Origin of the sequence: Pseudodesulfovibrio indicus (assembly GCF_001563225.1) — a bacterium.
Classification (GTDB): Bacteria; Desulfobacterota; Desulfovibrionia; order Desulfovibrionales; family Desulfovibrionaceae; genus Pseudodesulfovibrio; species Pseudodesulfovibrio indicus.
The window spans coordinates 1,152,362-1,176,624 of record NZ_CP014206.1; the positions used below are offsets into that span (position 1 = coordinate 1,152,362).

Annotated in this window: 20 protein-coding genes; 11 read left to right on the forward strand and 9 right to left on the reverse strand. The window is 66.1% G+C overall.

The features are described from left to right. Positions 1-42 precede the first annotated feature (42 nt). From AWY79_RS05370 to AWY79_RS05395, 6 genes are all read right to left on the reverse strand, one after another. Positions 43-1,230 (reverse strand): pyridoxal phosphate-dependent aminotransferase, encoded by a 1,188-nt coding sequence (locus AWY79_RS05370; RefSeq protein WP_066801301.1) that lies wholly within the window; start codon positions 1,228-1,230, stop codon positions 43-45. Between the two features lie 1,640 nt (positions 1,231-2,870). Continuing rightward, positions 2,871-3,851, reverse strand: a complete 981-nt coding sequence (gene sppA, locus AWY79_RS05375) for a signal peptide peptidase SppA (RefSeq protein WP_066801304.1) — start codon at positions 3,849-3,851, stop codon at positions 2,871-2,873. A 119-nt stretch (positions 3,852-3,970) separates the two neighbouring features. Beyond that, the gene (locus AWY79_RS05380) at positions 3,971-4,501 is read right to left on the reverse strand and encodes an EF-hand domain-containing protein (RefSeq protein ID WP_066801307.1); all 531 of its coding nucleotides are present in this window, start codon (positions 4,499-4,501) and stop codon (positions 3,971-3,973) included. Between the two features lie 143 nt (positions 4,502-4,644). After that, complete coding sequence (locus tag AWY79_RS05385) at positions 4,645-5,373, reverse strand: adenosylcobinamide-GDP ribazoletransferase (protein WP_066801310.1); 729 nt, start codon at positions 5,371-5,373, stop codon at positions 4,645-4,647. A gap of 6 nt (positions 5,374-5,379) precedes the next feature. Next, positions 5,380-6,201 carry an SAM hydrolase/SAM-dependent halogenase family protein gene (locus AWY79_RS05390; protein ID WP_066801313.1) on the reverse strand — a complete coding sequence of 274 codons (822 nt, stop codon included), beginning with the start codon at positions 6,199-6,201 and terminating at the stop codon, positions 5,380-5,382. Further along, positions 6,201-7,076, reverse strand: a complete 876-nt coding sequence (locus tag AWY79_RS05395) for a YitT family protein (protein ID WP_066801316.1) — start codon at positions 7,074-7,076, stop codon at positions 6,201-6,203. The genes AWY79_RS05390 and AWY79_RS05395 overlap by 1 nt, the downstream gene beginning before the upstream one ends. A 149-nt stretch (positions 7,077-7,225) precedes the next feature. Here AWY79_RS05395 and AWY79_RS05400 point away from each other — a divergent pair, with 149 nt between their 5' ends. The 8 genes from AWY79_RS05400 (at position 7,226) to AWY79_RS05435 (ending at position 16,272) form a co-directional block, all read left to right on the forward strand. Beyond that, on the forward strand, positions 7,226-7,714 hold the full coding sequence (locus AWY79_RS05400) for a PocR ligand-binding domain-containing protein (RefSeq protein WP_066801319.1): 489 nt from the start codon (positions 7,226-7,228) through the stop codon (positions 7,712-7,714). Between the two features lie 145 nt (positions 7,715-7,859). After that, positions 7,860-8,198, forward strand: a complete 339-nt coding sequence (locus tag AWY79_RS05405) for a helix-turn-helix transcriptional regulator (RefSeq protein ID WP_066801322.1) — start codon at positions 7,860-7,862, stop codon at positions 8,196-8,198. Further along, on the forward strand, positions 8,188-9,450 hold the full coding sequence (locus AWY79_RS05410) for a type II toxin-antitoxin system HipA family toxin (RefSeq protein ID WP_066801325.1): 1,263 nt from the start codon (positions 8,188-8,190) through the stop codon (positions 9,448-9,450). The genes AWY79_RS05405 and AWY79_RS05410 overlap by 11 nt, the downstream gene beginning before the upstream one ends. A 119-nt stretch (positions 9,451-9,569) precedes the next feature. Beyond that, positions 9,570-11,375 (forward strand): translation elongation factor 4, encoded by a 1,806-nt coding sequence (gene lepA / locus AWY79_RS05415; RefSeq protein ID WP_066807016.1) that lies wholly within the window; start codon positions 9,570-9,572, stop codon positions 11,373-11,375. A gap of 23 nt (positions 11,376-11,398) precedes the next feature. Further along, a complete protein-coding gene (lepB, locus tag AWY79_RS05420; protein ID WP_066801328.1) occupies positions 11,399-12,019 on the forward strand; it encodes a signal peptidase I in 621 nt (206 codons plus the stop codon). Positions 12,020-12,223: 204 nt separating this feature from the next. Further along, positions 12,224-13,003 (forward strand): LytR/AlgR family response regulator transcription factor, encoded by a 780-nt coding sequence (locus tag AWY79_RS05425; protein ID WP_066801331.1) that lies wholly within the window; start codon positions 12,224-12,226, stop codon positions 13,001-13,003. Between the two features lie 10 nt (positions 13,004-13,013). Continuing rightward, positions 13,014-14,714, forward strand: a complete 1,701-nt coding sequence (locus tag AWY79_RS05430) for a LytS/YhcK type 5TM receptor domain-containing protein (RefSeq protein ID WP_066801334.1) — start codon at positions 13,014-13,016, stop codon at positions 14,712-14,714. A gap of 136 nt (positions 14,715-14,850) precedes the next feature. Continuing rightward, entirely contained in the window at positions 14,851-16,272 is a 1,422-nt protein-coding gene (locus AWY79_RS05435) for a carbon starvation CstA family protein (protein ID WP_066807018.1), read from the forward strand. Between the two features lie 90 nt (positions 16,273-16,362). Here AWY79_RS05435 and AWY79_RS05440 read toward each other — a convergent pair whose 3' ends face one another. The 3 genes from AWY79_RS05440 to AWY79_RS05450 all read right to left on the reverse strand — a co-directional run bounded on the left by AWY79_RS05440 (position 16,363) and on the right by AWY79_RS05450 (position 20,539). After that, positions 16,363-17,154 (reverse strand): MlaA family lipoprotein, encoded by a 792-nt coding sequence (locus AWY79_RS05440; RefSeq protein WP_066801336.1) that lies wholly within the window; start codon positions 17,152-17,154, stop codon positions 16,363-16,365. Further along, positions 17,151-18,419, reverse strand: a complete 1,269-nt coding sequence (locus AWY79_RS05445) for an alpha/beta fold hydrolase (protein ID WP_066801338.1) — start codon at positions 18,417-18,419, stop codon at positions 17,151-17,153. The genes AWY79_RS05440 and AWY79_RS05445 overlap by 4 nt, the downstream gene beginning before the upstream one ends. Positions 18,420-18,520: 101 nt before the next feature. Then, a complete protein-coding gene (locus AWY79_RS05450; RefSeq protein ID WP_066801341.1) occupies positions 18,521-20,539 on the reverse strand; it encodes a molybdopterin-containing oxidoreductase family protein in 2,019 nt (672 codons plus the stop codon). Positions 20,540-20,761: 222 nt separating this feature from the next. On the opposite strand from AWY79_RS05450, the gene AWY79_RS18965 reads away from it, so the two are divergent. The 3 genes from AWY79_RS18965 to AWY79_RS05465 all read left to right on the forward strand — a co-directional run bounded on the left by AWY79_RS18965 (position 20,762) and on the right by AWY79_RS05465 (position 24,260). Continuing rightward, on the forward strand, positions 20,762-20,998 hold the full coding sequence (locus AWY79_RS18965; protein WP_066801343.1) for a hypothetical protein: 237 nt from the start codon (positions 20,762-20,764) through the stop codon (positions 20,996-20,998). Between the two features lie 15 nt (positions 20,999-21,013). Further along, entirely contained in the window at positions 21,014-21,451 is a 438-nt protein-coding gene (locus tag AWY79_RS05460; protein ID WP_066801346.1) for a hypothetical protein, read from the forward strand. A 127-nt stretch (positions 21,452-21,578) separates the two neighbouring features. Continuing rightward, positions 21,579-24,260, forward strand: coding sequence for a cobyric acid synthase (locus AWY79_RS05465; RefSeq protein ID WP_066807020.1), 2,682 nt, complete (start codon positions 21,579-21,581; stop codon positions 24,258-24,260). Positions 24,261-24,263: the final 3 nt, after the last annotated feature.

Consider the following 24,263-nt stretch of genomic DNA (forward strand, 5'->3'; position numbering starts at 1 on the left):
GGCCGCCTCATGGCGGCCCTTTTTTATTGGTCTGTGCGGGGGCTAGTATTTCCCGGCGGCCACGGCGAAGCCGGGCTTGGAGCGGGTGATGACGACATCGGGCACGCTGAAGCTGAGCCGGAAGAAGCCGGGGAAGCCGAAGCCGGTGCCGGGCACGGCCAGGATCTTCTCTTCCTGGAGGGTGGCGCAGAATTCCACGTCGTCGCCGCCCGGGGCCTTGGGGAAGAAGTAGAACGCGCCCTTGGGCATGGTGTATTCCAGCCCCGCGTTGTCCAGGACTTCGGCCATGGCCTTGCGGCGGCGGTCGTAGATGGACACGTCCACGCCGCTGCCCAGGGCGCGGGCGAGCAGTTTCTGGGCCAGGGCCGGCGCGTTGACGAAGCCGAGGATGCGGTTGGCCAGGATGATGCCGCCCACCAGGGCGGCCATGCCCTCCATGGCCGGGTTGACCAGGGCGTAGCCGATGCGCTCGCCGGCCATGGACAGGTTTTTGGAGAAGGACGAGCAGACCACGGAGTATTTGTAGATGGACAGCAGGCTCGGCACTTCCACGCCGTCGTAGGCGAGGAACCGGTACGGCTCGTCGGCCAGGATGAAGATGGGCCGTTCGCGTCCCTTGTTGTGCTTTTCGAGGATGGCGGCCAGCCCTTCGAGCGATGCCTTGTCGTAGACCGCGCCGGACGGGTTGTTGGGCGAGTTGATGAGGATAACCCGGGTCTTGTCGGTGATCGCCTTGTCCATGGCCTCCAGGTCGAGCTGGAAGGTCAGGGGCTTGGCCGGGACCAGGGTCAGCTTGGCGCCGTGGTTCTCGCAGTAGAAGGTGTATTCCACGAAGAACGGGGCCGGGCTGATGACCTCGTCGCCGGGCTGGAGCACGGCGCGGAAGAAGGAGTTCAGCGCGCCCGCCGCGCCGCAGGTGATGACCAGCGATTCGGGCGGCACGGCCACGCCCTGCTCCTTGGAGACCTCGGCGGCCAGCTTGGCGCGCACGTCGGGATAGCCGAAGTTGGGCATGTAGCCCATGAAGAACGGTTTGTCCGCCTCCTCGGCCAGGGCCAGCAGGCCCTCCTTGATGGCCGCGGGCGGCGGCAGGTCGGGGTTGCCCAGGCTGAAGTCGCAGACCGCGTCCTCGCCGAATTGCTTCTTGAGGGCGATTCCCTCCTCGAACATCTTGCGAATCCAGGAAGACCGCTCCATGTACCCGGCGATCTGATCGGAAATAAGCTGCATGTGAATAACTCCTTGAGGTCGAGTGAAGCCCGTACCCTACGACAAAGCCTAGGCACCTGCAATACGCGGTCAGGGCTCCTGTTCGCTGGATGTTTGGCCGTGTGTCGGCCTTTTGCTGTGAAGAGGGAAGAGGGAAGAGGGAGGAGCGCGGTAATGGCGTCCGCGCGTCCGCGTCTGGTGTACCCCTGTCGCGATAAGTCGTTTTGCGCTTTTACAGCGCCTTACTTTTTGGCTTGCGCCCCAAAAAGTAAGCAAAAAGTGCGCTTGCGGTGCGGCGGCGCGGAAACAGTGGCCAAGAGCCTGTAAGCGCCTTTCGCTGCCCTGACGGCATGTCTGCCGAGGCAGACTCAGTCGGGCTTCGCTTCGGCGCTTGAGACAGGCTCTAGGCCCCGGTTTCCGAATGACCGCTCTTCGGGCCGGGACTGTCCGAGCGTGGGAGGGCGTGTGGAAGAGGCGGGTTGCGGGGAGGTTGGGGATTTGGCGGGAGGGTGTACGGATTTCTTTTTATGGATGAGAGGAAGAGGGAGGAGCGCGGGAGGTTTTTCCGCGCGTCCGCGTCTGGGGTTTTACCTGTTGCGGGAGACCGTTTTGCGCTTTTACAGCGCCTTACTTTTTGGCTTGCGCCCCAAAAAGTAAGCAAAAAGTGCGCTTGCGGTGCGGCGGCGCGGAAACAGTGGCCAAGAGCCTGTAAGCGCCTTTCGCTGCCCTGACGGCATGTCTGCCGGGGCAGACTCAGTCGGGCTTCGCTTCGGCGCTTGAAACAGGCTCTAGGCCCCGGTTTCCGAATGACCGCTCTCCGGGCGAGGGATTGTCCGAGCGTGGGAGGGCGTGAGGAAGAGGAAGGTTGCGGAGAGGTTTGGGATTTGACGGGAGAGTGTACGGATTTCTTTTTATGGATGAGAGGAAGAGGGAGGAGCGCGGTAATGCTCTTCGCGCATGAGAGGGACGGCGAAAGAGGTGGAACACGCCCTGGCCGATTCAACTCCAGACCATCCTCTCTCGCACCTTTGAGGTGCAGCCTCAAAAAGCCGTCACCCCCAAACCTCCGCCCTTAGCGCCCCTGGAGCGCCTTGGGGCGCAGCCCCAACAGCGGCTCTCATCACCCAACCCCGCCCAACAGCCCTCCCCTGGAACGTCTTTGAGGCGCAGCCTCAAACAGTGCCTCTCCTACCCCGAAGTCCCGTTCAAAGGCCCTCTTCCTTCGCACAGCGTTCCGTCAGGACGCAGAGAGCGAGCCCTGTTCTGGACGCCTAGAAGCCGACCGCGAAGGGGCGGCGGCTCCGCTCCCGTGGCCCCTCGGTATTCCTTAAAAGGGGTGTTCCCGTGGAGACTCGCACTTTACTTTTGATCAGATGGAGCCGCCCCGAGCGGATCGGATTCTCAGCGGCCAAACTGTGGGCGGGGATGCCCCCCCAAAGCATTTTTCTTTGGTTCTTTCTTTTTTGCTTTGGAAAAAGAAAGAACCCCGCCGGGAGGGCTCCAAAAAAACTTGGAGGAGCGCCAGCGACGGCTCTCCTCCCCTCTTCTTCCTCTTTCTCTTCTCTTCTCTTCACTCCTCTCCTCTTTTCATCACACAAACAAAAAAGAAGGGTGCGCCCCTCACCGGACCGCACCCTTCGCCACACACAAACAAAACCAATCTACCGCGTGACCCCCCTCACCCAAACATAACAAAACCCCGCACTCGGCGGCATCACATACCTCGCATCAACCCCGAGCAGCGTGGGCCGGAACGGCTCCGCCGAATCCAACGTGTTGTACGGGTTGTCGTCCGGATACAAATCCCGCCGATACGTCACGACCTTGGCGTCTTCCTCCAGCCCGGCAAGCTCCCGCGCCTTGGCAAAGGCGTCCTGAACATACCCGATCTGGTCGATGAGTCCGATCGCCTTGGCCTGGTTGGCGGTAAACACCCGCGCGGTCTTGACCGTGGCCATGTTCTCCTCGGTGAGCTTGCGGTTCGCCATGACCAACTCGTGGAACCGGGCGGCCAGGTCGTCGATGATCCCCTGGAAGAGCGCCTCCTCCTCCGGGGTGGTGGGCCGGAACGGGGACCCCATGTCCTTGTCCTTGCCCGACTTGGAGACCTCCACGTCCACGCCGACCTTGTCCATGAGCCCGCTCAGCTTGGGGCGCATGAAGACCACGCCCACGGACCCGGTGATGGTTGTCGGGTGAGCCAGTATCCAGTCCGCGGGCAGGGCCGCGTAGTACCCGCCGGACGCGGCCACGTCGAACATGGCGGCCACGACCTTCTTGCCCGAGCGCGTCTTGAAGTCGAGCAACTCGTGGTAGAGCACGTCCGAGGCGGTGGCGGTGCCGCCGGGTGAGTCGATGGCCACGACCACGCCGCCCACCTCGTCGTCGGCTTCGGCCAGCTTCAGGGCGTTGACCAGCTCCTGCACCGGGCTGGGCTGGGAGCGAAGCATGCCCTGGTTGGGCTGGGTGGTCAGGAAACCGCGCAGGTGGATCAGCGCGATCTTGCCCTCGCCCTTGCCGTCCACCACGTATTCCTTGAGCGGTTCCGTGGCCTGGGAGGCGAATATCTTGATCTTGGGCGCGCAGCCGGGAAGCAGCAGGAGCAGGGCCACAAGGGGGGGCAGGATACGTTTGAGCGGCATGGAGTCCTCCGGGGATTTCGGTTTGAGGCTTCAATCCTACCGGCTCGGAGGAGGGATGCCAAGGCCGGACACGCATCTCTCTCGTCCATGAGGGAGATGCTGCCGGTGAAAGGGGCTGGCTAGACCGCTGACTGGGCCAGATAGGCCTCGTTGGCAAGGCGCTGGACCAGGGAGGTGTTGCCTCCGCCCAGGCCGTCGAACAGGGACTGCAAGCTGGTGTCGCCCTGCTGGTAGGCCTGGAGCAACTCGTCCATGCTGACCACGCCGTCCTTGTTGAGGTCGAGTTCGTCGTACTCCTCTTCGGAGGAGGACTCTTCGCCCGAGCCGGAGGACGACTGAGTCTCGCCGGAGTCGCCCATGGCCATGCCTTCCATGCCCTGCATGGGCGGCGGCCCCTCGGCCATGCGCGCTTCGGCGTCGGCGCTCAGCTCGTCGGTGGAGATGAGGCCGTCGCTGTCGGCGTCGATCTTGTTGAACCGATCCTCATCCAGCCGCGTTTCGGCCAGGCTGAGGAACCCGTCGCCGTCCTGGTCGTCCTTCTCGACGATGGACGAGGCAAACTCGCCGGGATCGGACGTGCTGTTGCGGCGGGACTGCATCATTTCCGCCAGCCCGAATGAATCCGAGCCGGAAATAGCAGAGATGCTCATGCTGCTCTCCTAGGTTGGGGTTTGATGAACCGGCAATAATTGCCGTGGGCCTCTCAAACCCGGGGCGCAGCAAGGGATGGGCCAGGTATCGGCCATTGAATATTAAGAAATGTTAAGATTTATTCGGCGTGGTGCGCCGGGAATCAGGAGGCCAGGACGAACCCCAAACCCCCGGCCAGTTCGCCGAGGATCACGGCGCAGCCCAGGAAGTCGCCGTTGGCCGCGCCGACCTTTTCGGCCAGCCGGTACAGGCCGAGCAGCGCGGCGGTGGCGATGGCGGTTCCGGCCGCGGTGGGCAGGAACCCGGCCATGAACAGCCCGGCACCGAAGGTGAACACGGCGGCGGCCAGGGCCACGCCCAGGGTGGCCCCGTCGATGTAGAGCTTGCCCAGGCCGGGGCGGACTAGGTGCCGGACGTGGTAGCCGAGCCAGACCGCTCCGGCGCGGCCCAGGACAAAGGTCCAGGCTATGGCCGGGAATGCGCCGCGCGCGGCCATCTCGTGGAACAGGATGACCTCGCCCATGAGGGCCAGGGCCAGGCCGATGACCCCGAAGGGGCCGGACCGGCTGTCCTTGATGACCTGCCAGAACCGCTCGGGGTCGGTGTGGGTGGTGACCGCGTCGGCCACGTCGGCCAGCCCGTCCAGGTGCAGGCCGCGCGTCAGGAACACGGAGAGCGCGACCATGAGCCACGCCTGGACCCACGGCGCGGAGCGGAACAGGCCGAGGGCGAAGGGCAGGACCACCACCGCGCCGAGGACCAGCCCGGCGGGCGGCATCCATCGCATGCAGCGGTTCATGGCGGCTTCCGGGATCACGCGGGCCGGGGCCAGCCGGGTCAGGAAGCCGAGGGTGTCGAGAAATTCGCGCATGGCGGGCTACGCCTCCCAGGCCAGTTCCACGGCATCGCCCATGGACAGGCCGAACCGCTTGGCCGCGGACCGCTGGTTCACGGCGATCTCCAGGAACCCCTGGCTCCCTTCGAGCAGGCCGGGTTCGCCCTCGGGCATGTCGGCGTAGCGCACGGCGTAGGCAAGGGGGCCGCCCGCCGGGGATTCCATGGTCAGCCCCTGCGGGGTGCCGAGGCTGCCCGGCTCCAGGTTGAGCACGCAGTTGCCGAACCGGTCGATGTGCAGGACGTGGCAGCGCGCCCGGCGGTCGGTGATCTCCGGCGCGGACCAGGTGCACGAGACCAGACCGGCGGGGTCGATCTCCGCGCCCAGGGATTCGGGCCTGCCGCCCAGGGCGAGCCAGGCGGCCAGCGGGGCGAACACGTCGCGGCCGTGGAAGGTGTGGGAGACCTTCTTGGGCGCGTCCACGGCCCGGGAAAGGTCAAAGGCGCGCACGTCGGACCAGCAGCGGTTCAGGGCCAGGGTGAGCAGCCCGTTGTCCGGGGCGATGAGCAGCCGGTTCTCGATCTCCAGGCAGGCGATGCGGCGGTCGGTGCCCACGCCGGGGTCCACCACGGAGAGGATGACCGCGTCCTCCGGGAAGTGCTCGAAGCTGGCGGCCAGGAAAAACCCGGCCTGGGCCACGTTGAACGGCTCCACCTCGTGGGAGATGTCCACCACCGGGCAGTGCGGGGCCTTGCGCGCGAGCACCGCCTTGACCTGGCCCACGTAGGGGTCGGTCAGGCCGAAATCCGTGATCAGCCCGATGGTGCGCGGCGGGACCGTTTCCTTCTTGGGGGTGAAGATCATCAGTACACCTTCCTTGACGAGAAGCCCTGGCCCTGGACGTGAAAGCCCGAGCCCATGATGAAGAACGCGTCCGGGTCGATGGTGTAGACCAGCTCCTCCAGCTCCTTGAGCTGCATGGACGAGATCATGGTCATGATCACCTTGCGCGGCTCGCCGGTGTAGCCGCCGGTGCCGTCCATGATGGTCACGCCCCGGTCGAGGTCGGTCAGGATGGCCGCGTTGATGGCCGCGTGGTGGTCGGAGACGATCATGACCATTATGCGTTCCGAGAACATGCCGAGCACGTACTCGATGCCGAAGGCGATGACGAAGGTCATGGCGATGGAATAGAAGACGATGTGCATGTCCAGGTAGACGAAGCCGCCGATGAAGCCGAGCATGTTGAACCAGAACTCGAAGGCGCCCATGGACATGTTGAATTTTTCCTTGCAGATCACGGCCAGGATGTCGGACCCGCCCGTGGAGCCCAGCGAGCGGAGCGCGATGCCCACGCCCGCGCCCATGATCCCGCCGCCGGTGATGACCGCCAGCCAGATGTCGTCCATGTGCAGGGAGTAGGGGATGACGTCGATGAAGATGGACGAGATGACCATGCCGTAGAGCGAGTAGAAGAAGAACCGCTTGCTGACGAAGACCCAGCCGAGGATGAACACGGGCAGGTTCAGCACGAAGTACCATTGGCCGGTGCTCAAGCCCCCGAAGGCGTAATAGCAGAGCAGGGATATGCCGGACATGCCGCCGGTCAGAAGCCCGTGCGGCACGGCGATGGCCTTCACCGAGAAGGCGATGAGAAAGGAGCCCAGGGTGAGCAGGGCGAGATTCCAGGGCACGCCGAAGGTCATGGCGCGCAGCTTGTCTTTGATGGTGTCGGTCATGGTGTGTCTCCGCCCCACCTTCTAGCCGGTTTTCCGGAAGGTGGGAACCAAAAAACGGAACCGGTCCGTGCCTTGCGCCCCAGGGAAAATCCGAGTAAACGGGTGGGGCTTTTAGAGGCAACCCACGCTATTCACAGGGAAGAATCGACATGACGCTCAAGGATATGATTGCGGAAGAGGAACTGGCCCGGCTCCAGCAGGACCTGCACGACACCTTCGGCCTGAACGCCGACATTATGGACGCCGAGGGCCGCCGGCTGCTCGGCAACACCTGGGGCAACCAGCTGTGCCGCGCCATCCGCGACGACGCCAAGGGGTTCGGGGCCATCTGCGCCCCGGCCGGGCAGATGTTCACCCAACTGATGAAAAAGGGCGAGCCGTTCGCCGAATACTGCGACGGCGGCATGCTCCGGGTCAGCGTCCCGGTGGTGGTCAAGGGCGAGGTCGTGGGCGCCGTGGGCGGCTGCGGCGTGGTCCCGGACGACGAAGAGGTGGACGAGTTCACCATCGGCATGATGTCCGACCTCGACGAGGAGGCCATCGCCGAAAAGGCCAAGACCGTGACCGCCGTGTCCGAGGCCAAGGTCGCCGAGATCCAGCAATACATCACCGACCGCCTGGAATCGCTGCTCAAGTAATTTCGTTTACCGTCGGATAGAGCCGCTCCCCCGGGGGCGGCTTTTTTTTGTGCCGGGTACTTGTCTCACCTCAAAGAATGGTGTATATATTCACCATCAAGCTATTTCGTGTGCATTTAATGCCCCAAATGAGAGGAGGCGTCCTTTGGCCAAGCGTTCCGTATTGACCTATTCCCAATACGCCCAGGAGGCGGTGAGGCTGCTCGGCGGCCTGATCCGCGAGGGGCGCAAGGAGCGCGGCTGGACCGTGCAGGAGCTGGCTGACCGGGTGGGGGTGTCCCGCTGGACCATGCAGCGCATCGAGACCGGCGACCCGCGCTGCCAGGTGGGGGCGGTCTTCGAGGCGGCGACCCTGGTGGGCGTGCAGCTCTTCGAGCCGGACCGGGCCGGGCTGGCCAAGCACCTGCGCCACGTGGAGGACAAGCTGCGGCTGCTGCCCAAGGCCGTCCGCGTGAAGCGGGGCGAGGTGGACGATGACTTCTAGGGGCGGAGAGACCGGCGCGTACGTCTGGATCTGGCTGCCGGGCCGGGTGGAGCCGGTGGTCGCCGGAAAGCTCGAACGGGACGGCGTGCTGGTCCGTTTCAACTACGGGCGTTCCTATCTGGACATGGCCGACCGCGACGAGGGGGCCATCCCGCTCTACGAGCCGGAGCTGCCCCTGCGGCGCGGGGCCCTGCCCCTGCCCCGAGGGCTGAACATGCCGGGGTGCATCCGCGACGCCGCGCCCGACGCCTGGGGGCGGCGGGTCATCCTGAACCGGCTGCTCGGCGCCAGGGGCGCGGGCGCGGACACCGGCGACCTGGATGAGCTGACCTATCTCCTGGAGTCCGGCTCGGACCGCGTCGGTGCGCTCGATTTCCAGCGCTCGCCCACGGAGTACGTACCGCGCGGCGGCCAGTCCGCCACTCTGGAGGAGCTGCTGGAGTCGGCCCGGCGGGTGGAGCGGGGCGTGCCCCTGTCGCCCGCCCTGGACCAGGCGCTGTTCCACGGCAGCTCCATCGGCGGGGCCCGGCCCAAGGCGCTCATCGAGGACGGGGCCGAAAAGTTCGTGGCCAAGTTTTCGTCGAGCACGGACGTGTACAACGTGGTCAAGGCGGAGTTCGTGGCCATGCGGCTGGCCGCGCTGGCCGGGATCGACGCCGCCGAGGTCCGTCTGGAGCGCGCCGCCGGGCGCGACGTGCTGCTGGTCCGGCGGTTCGACCGGGAGCGGGCCGAAGGCGGCTGGCTGCGGAAATCCATGGTCTCGGCCCTGACCCTGCTCGGCCTGGACGAGACCGTGGCGCGCTACGCCAGCTACGAACGGCTGGCCGAGGTGGTCCGCCACCGGTTCGCCTCCCCCTGCGAGACCCTGCGCGAGCTGTTCACCCGGCTGGTCTTCAACGTCCTGTGCGGCAACACGGACGACCATGCCCGCAACCACGCGGCCTTCTGGGACGGGCAGGCCCCGGTCCTGACCCCGGCCTACGACGTCTGCCCCCAGGGGCGCACGGGCAATGAGGCGTCCCAGGGCATGCGCATCAAGGGCGAGGACAACCTGAGCCGGTTGTCCACCTGCCTTGCGGCGGCCCCGGACTACCTCCTGCCCCCGGACGAGGCCCGGCGGATCATGGAGGCCACGGAAGCCGCCATCCGCGACAACTGGGACGCGGTCTGCGACCAGGCCGGGCTGTCCCCCGTGGACCGCGCCGCGCTCTGGGGCCGCCAGTTCCTGAACCCGTTCTCCGTGGACATCTGATTTCCCCGGCCCATATATATTGGACAGACGGGGGTAAATGCCTTACAAGACCATTCCGATGCCCGGAGGACGGGGTCTTGTGCCCTGCCCGGCGGAAAATTCATCTTAGAATGGAAATCATGAGCAAGATCGATAAAATACGCAATTTCAGCATCATCGCCCACATCGACCACGGCAAGTCCACGTTGGCGGACCGCATTCTCGAACTCACCGGCATGGTCGGCGACCGCGAGAAGAAGGACCAATACCTGGACAAGATGGAGCTGGAGCGCGAGCGCGGCATCACCATCAAGGCCCAGACCGTGCGCATTCCGTACACCGACCACGACGGGAAGAAATACATCCTGAACCTCATCGACACGCCCGGCCACGTGGACTTCTCCTACGAGGTCTCGCGGTCCCTGGCCGCCTGCGAGGGCGCGCTGCTGGTGGTGGATTCCACCCAGGGCGTGGAGGCCCAGACCCTGGCCAACGTGTACCTGGCGCTGGACAACAACCTTGAGGTCATCCCGGTGCTGAACAAGATCGATCTGCCCAGCGCCGAGCCCGAGCGCATCAGCCGCGAGATCGAGGACGTCATCGGCCTGGACTGCTCGCACCCGATCATGGTCTCGGCCAAGACCGGGCTGAACGTCCAGGAGGTCCTGGACGCGGTCATCAACCTGCTGCCCGCGCCCCAGGGCGACCCGGACGCCCCGCTCAAGGCGTTGATCTTCGACTCCTGGTACGACTCGTACCAGGGCGTGGTGGTCCTGTTCCGGATCATCGATGGCACCCTGAAGAAGGGCCAGCGGATCATGATCTATTCGAGCGGCAAGAAGTTCGAGGTCACCCGGCTCGGCGCGTTCATGCCCGAGGCCGTGGACATCAAGGAGATGGGCCCCGGCGAGGTCGGCTTCCTGTGCGCCTCCATGAAGGAACTGGGCGACGCGCCCGTGGGCGACACCATCACCCTGGCGGACCGCCCGGTGAACAAGCCGTACCCCGGCTTCAAGCCGGTTAAGCCCATGGTCTTCTCCGGGCTCTACCCGGTGGAGCCGAGCGAGTACGAGACCCTCAAGCAGGCGCTCGAAAAGCTCCAGCTCAACGACGCGGCCTTCACCTACGAGCCCGAGACCTCCCAGGCGCTCGGCTTCGGCTTCCGCTGCGGCTTCCTCGGGTTGCTGCACATCGAGATCATCCAGGAGCGGCTCGAACGCGAGTTCGAGGCGCGGCTGATCACCACGGCCCCGTCGGTCATCTACAAGGTCCTGACCGTGACCGACGAGGACCTGATCATCGACAACCCGTCCAAGCTCCCGGACCCGACCCGCATCAAGGCCATCCGCGAGCCGTTCGTCCGGCTGGAGGTCCACGTGCCCAACGAGTACGTGGGCGCTGTCCTCGCCCTGTGCGAGGAGAAGCGGGGCATCCAGAAGAACATCGCCTACATCACTTCCACCCGCGTGGTCATCACCTACGAGATGCCCTTCGCCGAGGTCATGTACGACTTCTTCGACAAACTGAAGTCCTCCACCAAGGGCTATGCCTCGCTGGACTACGAGGTCATCGACTACCGCGAGGCGGACCTTGTGCGGCTGGACATCCTGATCAACGGCGACCCCGTGGACGCCTTCTCGTGCATCGTCCATCGCGAGAACTCCGCCCGCATCGGCCGCTCGCTCGCGCTGAAACTCAAGCGCAGCATACCGCGCCAGATGTTCGAGGTGGTCATCCAGGCCGCCATCGGCAACAAGATCGTTGCCAAGGAACGTAACGCCCCCTTCCGCAAGGACGTCACCGCCAAGTGTTACGGCGGCGACATCTCCCGGAAACGCAAGCTGCTGGAAAAGCAGAAAGAGGGAAAGAAGCGCATGCGCCGCATGGGCAACGTGGAGATTCCCCAGGAGGCGTTCCTGTCAGTATTGAAAGCCGACGAGGATTAGTCGGCCATCCCATAAGGAATCCCATGACTCAAAGCTCTCTGAAATCGTTTCGCGACACCCTCGAAGCCGTGGTGGTGGCCCTTCTCCTGGCCTTCGTCATCCGCGCCTTCGTGGTCCAGGCATTCAAGATCCCGTCCGGCTCCATGCTCGACACCCTCCAGATCGGCGACCACCTGCTGGTCTCCAAGTTCGCCTACGACGTCCGGCTGCCGTCCACCCTCTGGCTGGACACCACCGACGGCAAGGTGCTGATGAAGACCGGCGACCCCAAGCGGGGCGACATCATCGTCTTCAAGTTCCCGGAGGACGAGACCAAGGACTTCATCAAGCGGGTCATCGGCCTGCCCGGCGACACCCTGGAGGTGCGCAACAAGGTGGTCTACATCAACGGCCAGCCCCTGGACGAGCCGTACGTCCTGCACACCAAGTCGGACACCCTGCCGGTGCGCGACAACTTCGGCCCCGTGGTCGTCCCCGAAGGCCAGTACTTCGTCATGGGCGACAACCGCGAGGGGTCCTACGACTCCCGCTGGTGGGGACCGGTCAAGCGCCAGAAGATCGTGGGCAAGGCCCTGGTCATCTACTGGTCCTGGGGCTCGCTCACCGATATCCGGTTCAACCGCATCGGGACCATGTTCCACTAGAGCCGGATTACCGGACAAAAAAAGCCGCTCTCCGGAGCGGCTTTTTTTTGTCCGGCGTCCGGCCCGACCGGTGTTCGGTGCGCCCGGGCCCGGTTTCGGCAGGGGGGCAAGCCGGCCCGAAAGCGGGGAGGCGGTCACCTTGCCCGTCCTTGCCAAGCCCGGCCGGATGCCTTAACAGGGCAGAGCCTGCTGATAGGAATTATTATGAACGGGACCATACGCACCATACTCGTGGACGACGAACCGCCCGCCCTGGACGAGCTGAACTACCTGCTCTCCGCCCACCCCGACGTGGACGTGGTCGGCACGGCGGCCAGTGCCGCCGAGGCCGCGCGGACCATCGCGGCCAAACGCCCGGACCTGGTCTTTCTGGACATCCAGATGCCGGGCCGCGACGGCTTTTCCGTGCTCGGGGAGATCATGGAGCTGGAGCCCCAGCCCCTGGTCGTGTTCGTCACCGCCTTCGACGAATACGCCATCCGCGCCTTCGAGGAGAACGCGGTGGACTACATCCTCAAACCCGTGGACCCCAGGCGGCTGGCCGCCAGCCTGGACCGCGTGCGCAAGCGGGCCGGCGCGGACGACGGGAACGATGCGGGCGAGATGCTGCGCAGGCTCTTGGCCGGGGCCGGGCTCAAGCCGGGGGTGACGCGCATCAGCGTGGAGCACGGCGGGCGCAACATCCTCCTCAACCCCCGCGAGATCGCCTATTTCAACTACGAGAACCGGCGGGTCCACGCGGTCACGCGCGGCCAGGTCTATCCCTGCTCGTGCGACCTGACCCTGGACCGCCTGGAGGAGCGGCTGGAGGGATTCCCCTTCTTCCGGGCCAACCGCTCGCAGCTGGTCAACCTGGCCCTGGTCCGGACCTACGCGCCGTGGTTCAACGGCAAGTACGTGCTGACCATGAACGACGGGGCCGAAACCGAGGTCGCGGTCAGCAAGGGGCGCGTCCGGGCCTTCCGCGACGCCATGGAACTCTAGGGGGCGCGCGGTGAATACCTATCAAATCATCCTGACCCTGGCCGAGCGGTTCGGCCTCATGGTCGGCCTGGTCTTCCTGTTCATGACCATCATGCCCGTGCAGCGCATGCACTTCACCACCGGGGATTCGCGCCTGCGCACCGGCCTGGTCACGGTGCTCTTCGGCGTGCTCGGCATCCTCGGCACCTACACCGGCAACGCGGTCTTCGACTCCGTGGCCAACCTGCGGGCCATGGTGGTCATCACCGGTGGGCTGTTCGGCGGCCCGGTGGTCGGCATCGGCGCGGGCTTCATCGCCGGGGCGCACCGCATCCTCATGGACCTCAACGGGTTCAGCGCCTATCCCTGCGGCATCGCCACGGCCATCGAGGGGCTGGTTGCCGGGCTGGTGGCCCTGCGCATGGGCGACCGGGCCATGAACTGGCGCACCGGTTCGCTCCTGGCCCTGGCGGGCGAGTCCATGCACATGGGGCTGGTCCTGCTGATGTCCCGGCCCTTTGCGGACGCCATGGCCCTGGTGGAGATCATCGCCCCGCCCATGATCCTGGTGAACGCCTTCGGCGCGGCCCTGTTCGTGGAGGTCATCAACCTCTTCTCCCGCGACCGCGACCGGCGCGACTCCCTGCACGCCCAGATCATCCTGGACATCGCCAACATGGCGGTCAGCTACCTGCGCATGGGGCTCTCCCTGGAGACCGCCGCGGCCACCGCCGAGATCATCCACTCCCGCGTGGGCGTGGCCGCCGTGGCCATCACCGACACCCGGGACGTGCTGGCGCACGTGGGCGCGGGGTCGGACCACCACCTGCCCGGCCGGGCCATCCGCACCAGCGCCACCCGCGAGGTCATCGAGACCGGCGAGCCGACCTTCCTGCACAGCTCAGAGGCCATCGGCTGCAACCAGGCGGATTGCCCCATGACCTCGGCCATCATCGTGCCGCTGAAGAAGAACGACGAGATCGTGGGCACCCTCAAGTTCTACGGCAGCCGCAAGCTCCCGCTGAGCGCCACGCTCTTCGAGGTGGCCAACGGGCTGGCCAACCTCTTCTCCACCCAGGTGGAGCTGGAGGACATCCAGATCAAGGAGCAGATGCTGGCCCACGCCGAGATCCGCCGGTTGCACGCCCAGATCAACCCGCATTTCCTGTTCAACTCCCTGAACACCATCACCTCGTTCTGCCGGACCAATTCCGAGCGCGCCCGCGAACTGCTCATGGACCTTTCCCTGTACATGCGCCGCAACCTCGACCTCAGCCGGGGGTTCATCCCCCTGAGCGAGGAGCTGGAGCAGGTGCGCTCCTACCTGGCCATCGAGCAGGCGCGGTTCGGCGAGCGGATTCGGGTGGACTCGGACATCGAGGACGGGTGCGAGACCTGGCCCATCCCGCCGCTGATCATTCAGCCGCTGGTGGAGAACGCCATCCGCCACGGCGTGCTCGGCCGGGAGCGGGGCGGCACGGTCAGCCTGCGCGCCCGCCGGGAGGACGGCTGCCTGGAGATCAGCGTGGCCGACGACGGCGTGGGCATGGACCGGGAGACCCTGGACCGGGTCCTGTCCGGCGAATGCGCGGACTCGGTTACGGGCGGCATCGGCATGCGCAACTGCCTGAGCCGCCTGGAGCACATCTACGGCCGCCAGTTCAGCCCGTCGGTCTGCAGCACGCCGGGAGAAGGGACGACCATCCGCTTCCGGGTCCCCAAACGGGCCTGACCCCTCCGGGCCGCGGATCGGTCCGTTCAGTCGTCCGATAGGTCGTTTCAGCCGGAAACCGTCGCGCCGAATCCCCGGAACCTCCTACAAGAAGCCAACCGCAATGTGCGGGAACTTTTTTGGAGGTATCGACAACATGCTCTTCTTCTTCGGTTGCATCGCCCTGCTCATCGCCGGGTACTTCGTCTACGGAACGTTCGTGGACCGCGTCTTCGGTTCCGACGAGAACCGCGTCACCCCGGCCGTGGCCATGGCCGACGGCATCGACTACATGGTCATGCCCAAGTGGAAACTGATCTTCATCCAGGTGCTCGACATCGCGGGCATCGGCCCCATCTTCGGCCCCATCCTGGGCGCGCTCTACGGCCCGGTGGCCATGATCTGGATCGTCATCGGCTGCATCTTCGGCGGCGCGGTGCACGACTACTTCTCCGGCATGCTCTCGGTGCGCAACAAGGGCGCGTCCATCCCGGAAGTGGTCGGTGAATACCTGGGCATGCCCGCCCGCCAGGTCATGCGCCTGTTCTCCTTCATCCTGCTGATGCTCGTGGGCGTAGTGTTCGTCCTGTCTCCGGCCAAGCTGCTCACCGGGTTGACCGGCATCAGCACCGGCCTGTTCGTGGCCGCCATCTTCGGTTACTACTTCCTGGCCACCATCCTGCCCATCGACAAGATCATCGGCCGCATCTACCCGGCGCTCGGTTTCCTGCTCCTGGCCATGACCACCGCCCTGTTCGTGGCGCTCATGTTCTCCGGCCACCAGGTCCTGCCGAACCTCTCCTTCGCCAACATGCACCCGGCGGACAAGCCCATCTGGCCCCTGCTGTTCATCACCATATCCTGCAGCGCCATCTCCGGCTTCCACTCCACCCAATCCCCGCTCATGGCCCGCTGCGTCGAGAACGAGCGTCAGGGCCGCGCCGTGTTCTACGGCTCCATGATCATCGAGGGCATCATCGGGCTCATCTGGTGCGCGCTGGGCATCTCCTTCTACGACAATCCCGAGGCCCTGTCCGCGGTCATCAACGCGGGCTCCCCGTCCGCCGTGGTCGCCGAGATCTCCCACTCCCTGCTGGGCACCATCGGCGGCGGCCTGGCCATCCTGGCGGTCATCATCCTGCCCATCACCAGCGGCGACACCGCCTTCCGGTCCACCCGCCTGATCGTGGCCGAGACCTTCAAGGTGAAGCAGAACGCGGTGTCCAAGCGGCTGATGATCTCCATCCCGCTGTTCGTCATCGGCTACGTCATCTCCACCCAGAACTTCTCGACCATCTGGCGCTACTTCGGCTTCTCCAACCAGTGCCTGAGCGCCCTGGTCCTGTGGGCCTCCGCCGCCTACCTGGCCCAGCGCGGCAAGCTGCACTGGATCGCCACCATCCCGGCCACCTTCATGACCGCGGTCTGCGTGACCTTCATCAGCAACGCGACCATCGGCTTCGGGCTGTCCTACGACACCTCGGTGGTCATCGGCCTCATCGGCGCGGCCGTGGTCTTCGCGGCCTTCATGGTCAAGTACGTGTTCTCCGGCAAGACCGCCGTCGAGACCTCCGCCTAGCCGCCGCGGGCGGCCAACGGCGTCACTGCATAACAGAAAGGCCCGCCCCCTGACGGGGGCGGGCCTTTCTGCGTCCGGCGCGAGGGCGGATCAGCGTTCGATGTCCAGCTCGCGCTTCTTGGTGTAGATGAAGCGGACCATCTCGTACTCGAAGGGCGAGCCCGTGGAGTGGTAGCGGAATTGGTTGTTGGCGCGCAGGTTCAGGCCGCGCAGGACCAGGTCGGCCAGGTCCAGGGGGCGGCTGTCGTCCATGCCCACGGCCTGGTAGATCATCTCGACCTCCAGGTAGAGGATCACGATGTCGCCGCCGAAGCCCACGGTGTCGCGCACGTTGGACGGGCCGAGCAGGGGCATGACGAAGTACGGACCGGGCTCGACCCCCCAGTAGCCCAGGGTCTGGCCCACGTCCTCGCTCTGGCGCGGCAGTTTTTCATTGTCCGAGGCCAGATCCATGAGCCCCAGAACGCCGAAGGAGGAGTTGATCAAGAACCGCGAGAAGGAGATGAACGCCTTTTCCAGTCGCCCCTGGAGTATGGAATTCAGGGCCGTCGGCATCTCGTTGAGGTTGCCGTAGACGTTGGAAATACCCTTGCGCACCGGCTGGGGCAGCACGGTGGTGTAGACGTTGGTCGCCGGGAGCATGACGTACTTGTCCAGGGTCGCGTTGACCTCGTACAGGTTGCGGTTGACCCCTTCCCACGGGTCGTCGATGACCAGGAAGCGCAGGGCCTCGGAGTCGGGGTCGGGCCAGTGGTGCGCCTTGGCCTTGAACCCGGTGGGTTGGAGATCGGCCTGGGGATCGACCACGTCCACGACCTTGGGGCCGCAGGCCGAAAGGGCCAGGAGCAGGAACAGGAGCAGGAGCGGGGCGGCGCGGCTCAAGGCTTTACCCCCGCGATCATGGCCCGGACAAAGGGCGGGTACATGAGGTTGCCGCAATGGCCGCCGTGCTCGAAGAGGTGCGCGCGGTCGCCGAAAACCTCGTCGAGGAAACGCAGGTCGTCGGGCCGGAGGATGACGTCGTCCCGGTTGCCCACCACGGAGACCTTGTCCGAGGACGCGAGGAAGGGCCGGATGCATTCCAGGCTGGAGTTGCGGAGCAGGGTGGCCCGGTCCATGGACGGTTCACGGTACTGCACGAAGGGCAGCAGGTATTCGTCCAGGTAGTCCTCGAAGCTGATGCCGAAGGCCTGCTGGGCGTATGGCAGGAGCGGGGTGGACGTCTTGAGCGGATAGTCCTGGGGCGGGACCAGGTACTCGGCCTGCAGCAGCACGTCCGAGGTGAAGATCATGGACGAGGAGGAGACCCGGAAGGCCGCGCCGATGAGCGTCTTGAGGTCCTGGTCCTGAAAGTCCACGTTGATGATCATGTCGTACATGAAGTCGTCGTCCAGGTCGGTGACGTCCGCCTTGAGGTAGTATTCGGAGAGGCGGTCGATGAACTCCTCGATCTTCTGGTGGACCGTTGACTTGCCCAGGTTTTCGGCGGTCAGCCAGGAGTCCAGCTTGGTCACGGAGCTGTACAGGGAGACGGGCGGATTGATCATCAGCACCCGGTCGAAATCGAAATCGTGCTTGCGGGTGTCCCATTCGGCCAGGAAGGCGGCGTGCAGCGCGCCCAAGCTGTATCCGGCCACGGAGTAGCCGGTGATCTTGTGGTTTCCGGCCAGCTCCCTGCGCACCCAGCGCATGGCCCGGTCGAGGTCCTCCACGTCGTAGGGCACGTAGCCCGGCACGCCGTGGGCCGAGGCGCTGACCACGAAGTTCATGTGCGTGGGCGAGGACAGGGCGGCCACGTGGAAGCCTGCCTCGTGAAATACCTGGGTCAGGAAGGCCATCTTGGCGGAGTTGTGCTCCGCGCCGGTGCCAGCGATGAGGAACAGCAGCGGGGCCGGGCCGGACTGCATGGCCGTGGTGAAGAACATGTCCCGGCTGTATTCGAACAGCTCCGGCACGTTGCGGTCCTGGATGCGGACGGCCAGGGTGTCGGGCCGCACCGGGGATTTGAAGTGGTAGCGCAGCTCGGGCGGGGTGCCGAGGACCGTGGCCTTGTAAGGGTCGTCAAAGGGAAAAGGCGGGTCCTCCGCCGCCGGGCAGGCCAGGGGCAGGAGCAGGATCAGGAGGATGAGCGCCGGTATGGTTCGCATGATCTCTATGGTTCAGGGACGCCCGGCAGTGCGGACAATACGCCTACATACCCTCAAGCGTCCGGGAAGGCAACGCGAACCGTCCGTTCCGGCAACCGAGGCTAGGCCGGTTCGACCTCGACCCGGTTGCAGTGGAAGGCGCAGGTGTCGCCCATGTCCGTGATGCGCTGGCTGGTCAGCTGGTTCGAGCCGGTGCCGGGGCGTTCGCCCGGCCAGTGCAGCCCCTCGATGACCAGCAGGTCCTCGCGGGTGTCCTCCGTGACCTCGGCCCGGACCACGGTTTCGCCGCGCCCGTTGAAGACCCGGATGCGCGCGTCCTGGACGATCCCCCGCGCCGAGGCCGTCCTGGGGTGAATCAGCGCCCTGGGGCCGCCGATCCGCTCCCGGATGGCCTCCACCTCGTTGAAGGCGGAGTTGAGCAGCAGGGGGTGGGGCGGGGTCAGGCACTCCAGGGGAAACGCGTCGCCGCCTTCGGGGTCGCGCCACGGCTCGCCGTCGGGCAGCGGGTCCAGCCCCTGGTCGGCCATGGACTGCGAGAAGAACTCGACCTTGCCGGACGGGGTCCTGAATCCGTCGGCGTAGGGATTGGCCGGGACGGACAGGCGCACGGGATCGCCCGCCCGGAGCGCATCGAGGTCCACGCCCGCCATGTATTCGGACTCGGACTCGGCCAGGGTGCGCTCGATGCACTGGGCCTCGGTCAGGGTGAAGACCTCCTCGGTGAAGCCGAGCCGCGCGGCCAGGTCCTGGAAGATGCGCAGGGTGGGGCGGCTCTGGCCCACCGGATCGATGACCGGGCGCGCCACCTGGACGTAGTTGTGGCCGTAGGAGCCGTACACGTCGCCCACCTCAAGGAAGCTCGCGCCGGGCAGGATGACGTCCGCGAACTTGGCGGTGTCGGTCATGTACATCTCCTGGACCACGGTGAACAGGTCTTCGCGGGCCAGGCCGCGCATGACCACGGCCGACTGCGGGGCCACGGCCGCCGGGTTGGAGAGATAGTTGTAGAGCAGCTTGACCGGCGGGTCCGTGAGTTCGGTCAGGGCGTGGCCCAGCCGGACCATGTTGACCGTGCGCGTCCCCTCGGGCCTAAGGTCCGTGCGCAGCAGGCTGGCGGCCTTGCCCGGCCCGCCGCCCAGGGACCGGGTGATGCCCCCGCCGGGGGGGCCGAAGGCGTTGACCAGGGCCGGGAGCAGGGAGATGGCGCGCATGGCCATGCCGCCCCGGAGCTGCCGCGCCGGTCCCCAGCCCGTGCGGATGTAGGGCGCCCGCGCCCGGCCGTAGCCGCGCGCAAAGGCCAGGACGGCCGCTTCGTCGAGTCCGCAGACCTCGGCCGCGCGGGAGACCGGCCACTGCGCGACCCGCTCCTTGAGGGCGTCGAAGCCGATGGTTCGCTCGGCGATGAATTCGCGGTCCAGCAGATCCTCGTCCATGAGCACGCGCATCACGCCCAGGGCCAGGGCCGCGTCCGTGCCGGGGCGGAGCATCAGGTGCAGGTCCGCCTCGGCCGCCGTGGGGTTGCGGTAGGGGTCGATGACCACGATCCGCGCGCCGTTCTTGCGGGCCGCCGTGAAGTGGGGCCAGGCGTGGACGTTGGTCACCAGGGTGTTGTTGCCCCAGATGACGATGTAGTCGGACTGTGCCGACTCCTGGATTTCGGTGCTCGGGCCGGACCCCAGGCTGGCCTTGAACCCGGCCGTGGCCGCCGGACCGCAGATGGTGTAGCCGAGGGCGCTTGCGCCGAGCTTGTTGAAGAAGGCGTGGCCCGCGTGGCGGTGGACCAGCCCCATGTGGCCCGCGTAGGAGTAGGGCAGGATCGCCTCCGGCCCGTATTCGTCCGCCACCCGCCGGATGTTGGCCGCGACCTCGTCCAGGGCCTCGTCCCAGGTCACGGGCGCGAACTCGCCGCTCCCCTTGGGCCCGGTGCGCCTGAGCGGGGTGGTGAGCCGCGCCTCACCGTGCACATGTTCCGGGAACCGCGCCCCCTTTCGGCAGATGAATCCCTGCGTGTAGGGATGGTCGGGATCGCCCTTGACCTTGACGATCCGCCCGTCCTCCACCTTGACCAGCAGGCCGCAGGTGTCCGGGCAGTCCTTGGTGCATACCGCGCGCTTCCACATGATGAGTCTCCGTATGATCGTGATGTTTCGCCTGGCGGCAGGGTCGCACAAACGGACGGAATTTTCCAGCCGGAAGCCGCGGTCCGGCCGGGAATGGTTGTCGGCGCGAGTTGTGATCCCGGAGGGGGAGACTGATCCATGGACTGATCCATGGACACGATACAATGTGTGCTGTATTGTGGGTTCTATGGGTGCGATGTCTAAGTGTGCGGAGGTGCTGAAGTGGACTTCGATTACAAGACGGACCCTTGTCCGGAATGCGGTGAGTGCGGGTTCATGTCTCCCCTCGTGGGGGCGGTGGATTCCGACCGGACCGGCTTTCTGAGAAGGCGAAGCCCGCACCGCATCGGCGGTGACCGCGCGGGCATCGATGAAGCCGGCCCCGAGCCGTTTGAGGCCGAGGAGGACTGGGAAGAGTCCTATTACTGTTCCTATTGCAAGAGCATGATTTATCTCTAGCGTCCCGGGCGTGCGATGAGCGAAAAAAGGAAACCGCGCAAGGCGACCCCGGCCATAGAGGCCAAGGTTCGCGAGAGCCTGCGGGTGGCCGCCAATGACCGGGCGACGCGGCAGACGCATCTACAGGCCTTTGCCGCGGTGTTGACCGCCGCGGCGCTGGCCATCGTCGGTCTCGTGGGCGGTCTGTTCAAGCCCGCCCCGCAGACCGCCGCCTATGTCCGCTGGGCCTGTTACGCGTCGTTGTTCCTGCTGCTCAGTTCCGTGATGGTCAGCCTGGTGGTCCTGCGTCCCCGGTACGGGCTGACCTCGCTGAAACAAAGCACCGACAACCCCTACGAGCGGCACATTCGGGAGGAGGCGATCTTTTTCAAGCGCCAGCGGCTGCTGACATACGCCTACCGGCTCTTGTGCTGCGGAATACTCCTGGGGGTGCTGGCTCTGGTTCTTCAATAGTTCCCTTCGCTATTTTCCCCTCACTCCCGTTTTGCCCGCCCTTGAAGTGGACACCCGAACGCTTTGCGCGTATTCAAATGAAAAGTCTCGAATTTCTCTACAGTTGGCGCGAAAGCGGCGGGTTTTCATGACAAAGCAGAATCTTTTCGCGGGGATACCCGATGTGTTGGACGAGCGCAAGTTCGCCCATGGGGGGAACGTGCGGCGCATGGCCGAGCAGGCCGGGTGCGCGCCCGAAGACATCCTCGATTTCTCGGCCAACGTGAACCCGCTGGGGCCACCGCCGTGGCTGGGGCAGGTGGTGGGCCAGGCGCTCCAGGACGTGGACGCCTACCCGGACCCGGACTGCACCGCGCTGGTCATGGCCGCCTCGGAGCGGTACAAGGTCTGGCCCTCCCAGGTGGTGGCGGGCAACGGCGCGTCCGAGCTGCTCTTCGCCATCGCCGCGCTCAAGGGGTTCCGCCAGGCGGTCATCCCCGCGCCGACCTACGTGGACTACGCCAGGGCGTGCCGGGTGCACCGGCTGTCCGTGGTGGAGCCGCCCATGACCGACGACTTCCGGGTGGACTTCCCGTCCATGGGCACGCTCATGGCCACCCCGTCCCTGGTCTTCCTGTGCTCCCCCAACAACCCCACCGGCACGCTGGTCCCGCCCAACGACCTGCGCGAGGTGGCGGCCATGTTTCCGCAGTCCCTGTTCGTGGTGGACGAGTCTTTTGCCGAATTTCTCCCGGAGGACGCCGACCGGCTGGTGCGCGACCGGCCCGCCAACGTGGTCACCGTCCTTTCCCTGACCAAGTTCTACGCCATTCCCGGCCTGCGGCTGGGGCTGGCCTTTGCGGACCCGGACGTGGTCCTGCGCATCCGCCGGAACATGCCCGCCTGGTCCGTGAACACCCTGGCCCAGAAGGTCGGGGTGCGCTGCCTCAAGGACGACCGCTACGCCGCTGCCACCCGCGAGCAGACCCGGCTGCTGCGCGACGCCCTGGCCGCCGGGCTGCGGCAGGTGCCGGGCATCAAGGTCCACCCCGGCACGGCCAACTATCTCTTCTGCCGCATGGACCGCGTGGGCCAGGACGCCGGATGGCTGCGCGACCGGCTGCTCATGGAGCACCGCATCGGCATCCGGCTGTGCGGCAACTACACCGGGCTGGACGACAACTGGTTCCGGGTGGCCGTGCGCGACAAGGACGCCAACGAGCGGCTCATCCGGGCCATGGAGGCGGTCTCGGGCACGGCGCGCGGGCCGGTGGTCCGGCGGGCGCGCAAGACCCCGGCCCTGATGATCCAGGGGACCAGCTCCAACGCGGGCAAGTCCGTGCTGGCCGCCGCCTTCTGCCGCATCCTGCTCCAGGACGGGTACGACGTGGCCCCGTTCAAGGCCCAGAACATGTCGCTCAACTCCTACGTCACCGACCAGGGCGGGGAGATGGGGCGCGCCCAGGTGACCCAGGCCATGGCCTGCCGCCTGAACCCGGACGTGCGCATGAACCCGGTGCTGCTCAAGCCCGGCTCGGACGTCGGGTCCCAGGTCATCGTTATGGGCCGCCCGGTGGGCAACATGTCCGTGCGCCAGTACGTGGACTTCAAGCCCCGCGCCTGGGAGGCGGTCAAGGCCGCCTACGACTCCCTGGCCAACGAGCACGACGTCATCGTCCTGGAGGGTGCCGGCTCCCCCGCCGAGGTCAACCTCAAGCACCACGACATCGTGAACATGGCCATGGCCCGCTACGCGGAAGCCCGCGTGCTGCTGACCGGCGACATCGACCGGGGCGGGGTGTTCGCCTCCATCGTCGGGACCATGAGCCTGCTCACCCCGGCGGAGCGGTCCCTGGTGGAGGGGTACGTCATCAACCGCTTCCGTGGCGACGCCTCGCTGCTCGACCCGGCCTTCGGCCAGATGTTCGAGCGCACGGGCAAGCCGGTGCTCGGCACGGTGCCGTACATCCATTCCCTGGGGCTGCCCGAGGAGGACTCGGTCTCGTTCAAGGACGGGTTCCGGCCCGAGGGCGACAAGTTCCCGGAGGACCGGTGCGTGGAGATCGTGGTCCTGGACCTGCCGCGCATCTCGAATTTCAACGACATCGACCCGCTCCACGCCGAGCCGGACGTGCGCATCCGCGTGGTGGCCGACGCCCGCGACGTGGGCACGCCCGACGCGGTGATCATCCCCGGCTCCAAGTCCACGGTGCCGGACATGCGCGCGCTCAAGGGCACGGGCATGGCCGCCGTGCTGCGCGACCTGGCCGAGAAACGGACCCGCATCGTGGGCATCTGCGGCGGGTTCCAGATGCTCGGCCGGACCGTGGACGACCCCTACGGGCTGGAGTCCGAGACCACCCGGGTGGAGGGATTCGGGCTGTTGCCCGTGCAGACCACCCTGGCCGCGGAGAAGACCCTGACCCGGACCCTCGGGGTGCACTCGGCCTCCGGGCTGCCGGTCCACGGCTACGAGATCCACCACGGCCACACCGAGCCGCTGTCCGACGAGCTGCGCGTGGCCCTGCGCGACAACGCGGGCAACCCCCTGGGCTACATGCGCCCGGACGGGCGGGTGCTCGGCACCTACCTGCACGGGGTGTTCGACGCGGACGGGTTCCGCCGCTGGTTCATCGACCAGCTGCGCATGGACAAGGGATTGTCGCCGCTGGAGTCGATCCAGACCGCCTTCGACATGGAGGACGCGTTGGATCACCTGGCGTCGGTGGTTCGGGAGGCAGTGGACATGGGCCGCGTGTACAGGGCGCTCGGCCTATCGGGCTGCTGCGCCCAGGCCAGCCTGTTCCACCGGCTTTCCGGCCAGGGTTGAGCC